The organism is Deltaproteobacteria bacterium, from assembly GCA_020845895.1.
Taxonomy (GTDB): Bacteria; Lernaellota; Lernaellaia; order JACKCT01; family JACKCT01; genus JADLEX01.
In genome coordinates this window covers 1-2687 of record JADLEX010000044.1, presented here as the reverse complement: position 1 = coordinate 2687, position 2687 = coordinate 1, and the positions used below count along the sequence as shown (strand labels likewise).

Annotated in this window: 2 protein-coding genes; one reads left to right on the top strand and one right to left on the bottom strand. The window is 67.1% G+C overall.

Annotation, left to right across the window (positions count from 1 at the left end; genetic code table 11):
• Window positions 1-1166 (top strand): hypothetical protein (locus IT350_05300; GenBank protein ID MCC6157449.1); only part of this gene is annotated, 1166 nt, incomplete at its 5' end.
• 187 nt (window positions 1167-1353) lie between these two features.
• On the opposite strand, the gene IT350_05295 is transcribed toward IT350_05300, so the two are convergent.
• Window positions 1354-2687, bottom strand: a 1334-nt coding sequence (locus IT350_05295) for a hypothetical protein (protein MCC6157448.1), incomplete at its 5' end; no start/stop codon positions are given.

Genomic DNA, 2687 nt, shown 5'->3' with positions numbered 1-2687 from the left:
GGCCCCTCGCGGCGCTCGTCGCGGCGACGCTCGCCATGGCGCTTGCGACCGACCGTTTTTCTTCGCGGAAATTTTCGATCGCGCTCGGCGTCCTGTGCGGATGCGGGCTGCTCATCAAGCAGACCTTCGTGATTTACGCCGCGCCGGTCGTGCTCGTGTATATGACGGCGGCGGTCGCGCGCGCCAAGGGACCGCACGAACGCTCGCGCCGCCTCGCGCACGTCGGCCTCGCCGCGCTGGCGTGCGTCGCCATCGCCGGATGGTGGTACGCGCCGCGCGCGTTCGCGATGATCGGCAAGCAGGAGACGATCAACGCGCTCGCCCGCGCGCTCGAGCCCGACCGCGCGGGACTGGTGGATTTCCTGCGTCTCGCGTGGGACGGCGCGGGCTGGGCGATCGCTCCGCTGGCGATCTTGGGACTGATCTTTGCCCTCAGCGATCGACGCGACCGTACTACCGGTGCGCCCCTCGCCGTCGCGCTCGCGGCGCCCTTCGCGTTTTTGCCGATGGTGCTCGTCATCATGACGCCCCGCTACGTGCTTCCGCTCGTTCCGATCGGAGCGGTGCTCGCGTCGCTCGCGCTTCGTCATTTGACAAAATCCCTGTTCGCTTACGCCGCCATCGCGGTCGTGGCGTTATCGGTCACGCAGGCCGTCGTCGTGGCGTCGCGTCGTCCCGCCGGGCCGATCGACGACACCGAAATCCACGCGCGTTTTCAGGAATACGGCCTGCTGCGCCCGCAATTTGTCGGCCCCGCGCCCGACGCGCTGGCCGACGCGATCCGGGAGCATCGCGCGGACGGCCCCGTCGTCCTGCTGCTGGATCGCCCGGTCACGCAAATGACGCAGTCGCGGCTTTTCGAGCGCGATCCGCTGTTTCGGGTCGAGAATCTGTTCGAGCGTGCATCAATGGGGATCCTGCCGCCCGATCGCGACGAGGGCGCGGAACTGGACGCGCTCTTCGACGAGGCGGGCTTGGTGCTCGTCGCGTTCGAGGGAGATCTCGACGACGAGCAGACCGCGCGCGCGGTGTCGATTCCGCCGTCGTACACGTCGCTCGTCTTCACGCACTGGCGCATGCGCGAAACCGCCTTCGCGCCCGCCGAGATCGTCGCTTCGGGACCGCTGCGGCTCGTCGTGATGAAACGGATCGCGCGCGGGTCATGAATCCGCAATCCGATGTCCGAGAACCGGATTCGGATATGCCCGCGCACTCGCGTCCCTCGGATGCCCTCGGGACGTCGTTTGCGGCACTGACGAATGGAGCGCGAGCGTTGCGCCTTTGCGATGTCCGTGCCGCAAACGATAGTGCGCGGGCCTGAATCCTTTGTTTGCGGCGCCGACGGATGGAGCGCTAGGGCGCGAATTCGAAATCGGCGAGGGCGAGCAGCACGGCGTGCATCTGGTGCTGCGTGACGTCGATGCGCAGCGGCGGCTCGGATCGATGATTCATGACGCCGCCGACGGCGAGCGAATCTTTGGTGCGATGGGCCGACAGGAATCGGTTCTTTGTGACCAGCGGTCCCTCGACCTGCCACGCGGTGATGTCATACAGCCCCTTGTCGATCACGTAGCCGATGTCCCGCTTCGCCGCGTCGTCGCCCGCGCGCTTCGCGAGCGCGTAGGCGCTGACGAGCCCCTCGTAGGCGTACGACGTGTTGCGCGCCCGGCCGAGCGTGCGGTGCGTGTGCGTCATCCACCAGGCGAGGGCGAGCGTCGTGTCCTCCAGCGTCTTCGCGTTGGGCCGGTCCGCATCGACATATTCGCGATACGCCATCGAACCCCACTGGTAGAAGCCCTTCGTGTCGTCGCTGTCGCGGTCCTTCGCCCACGCGCGAACGGTGTAGTACTCGGCGGTGGAGCACGCGGCTTTTTCGATCGCCGGCCACAGGTCGTCGCGCCCGGCGTACCGGGCCGCCTTGGTGAGCGCGAGCAGCGCCTCGCCGTCGAAGTACGGGCTTGTGGAGCGGCTGCGCATCTTCGTGATGAGGTTGAACGAACGCGAGAACCTGCCGTCGTCGCGCTGCTGGCCGACGAGGAATTTCAGGTACGCGTTCAGGCGGTCGGTCAGGGCGGCGCGCTCCGCGGCGTCCGTCATCGCCGGGCTGCGCAGCGTTTCGATGATGGCCATCGACACCAGCGCCACGGTGCCCGTGTCGCACGACGATTCCTTGGGGTACGCGATGTACGCGCGGCCGTCGTCCGTCGTGCGCGTGACGCTGAAGAAGAAGCCGAATCCCTTTTTCAGCCCCGCGGCCAGCGCGTCCGACGGCCGGTCGCGGTAAATCAATGCGATGCCCCACAGCGCGCCCGCCTGACGCACCTGATTGTCGTCGTTGTCGAACGTCTTTTCCACGAAATCATACTGATAATTGAAGTTTCCCTCGGGCTTTTGATTCGCCAGAAGGAATGATGTTCCGAGTTCGAGCGACCGCTCCAGCGTCTCGCGTTTCAGACGGCCCTTCGGCGCGCGGTCGGGCCAGTCGAGGTTCGTGCGAATGGTTGCGATTCTGTCGGGAAACGGCGTGTCCTCGCCGAGGCGCTGCCCGCCGCCGGGGTACGGCGCGAGCGGCCCCTTGGGGCTCGTGAGGGCGTAGTACGCGGCCCCGGCCGCGACCGCCATCGCGACGACAACGAGCGCGATCATGCGGCGGGAGACCTTGCGGGGGGCTTCGGGATTCGGCGATT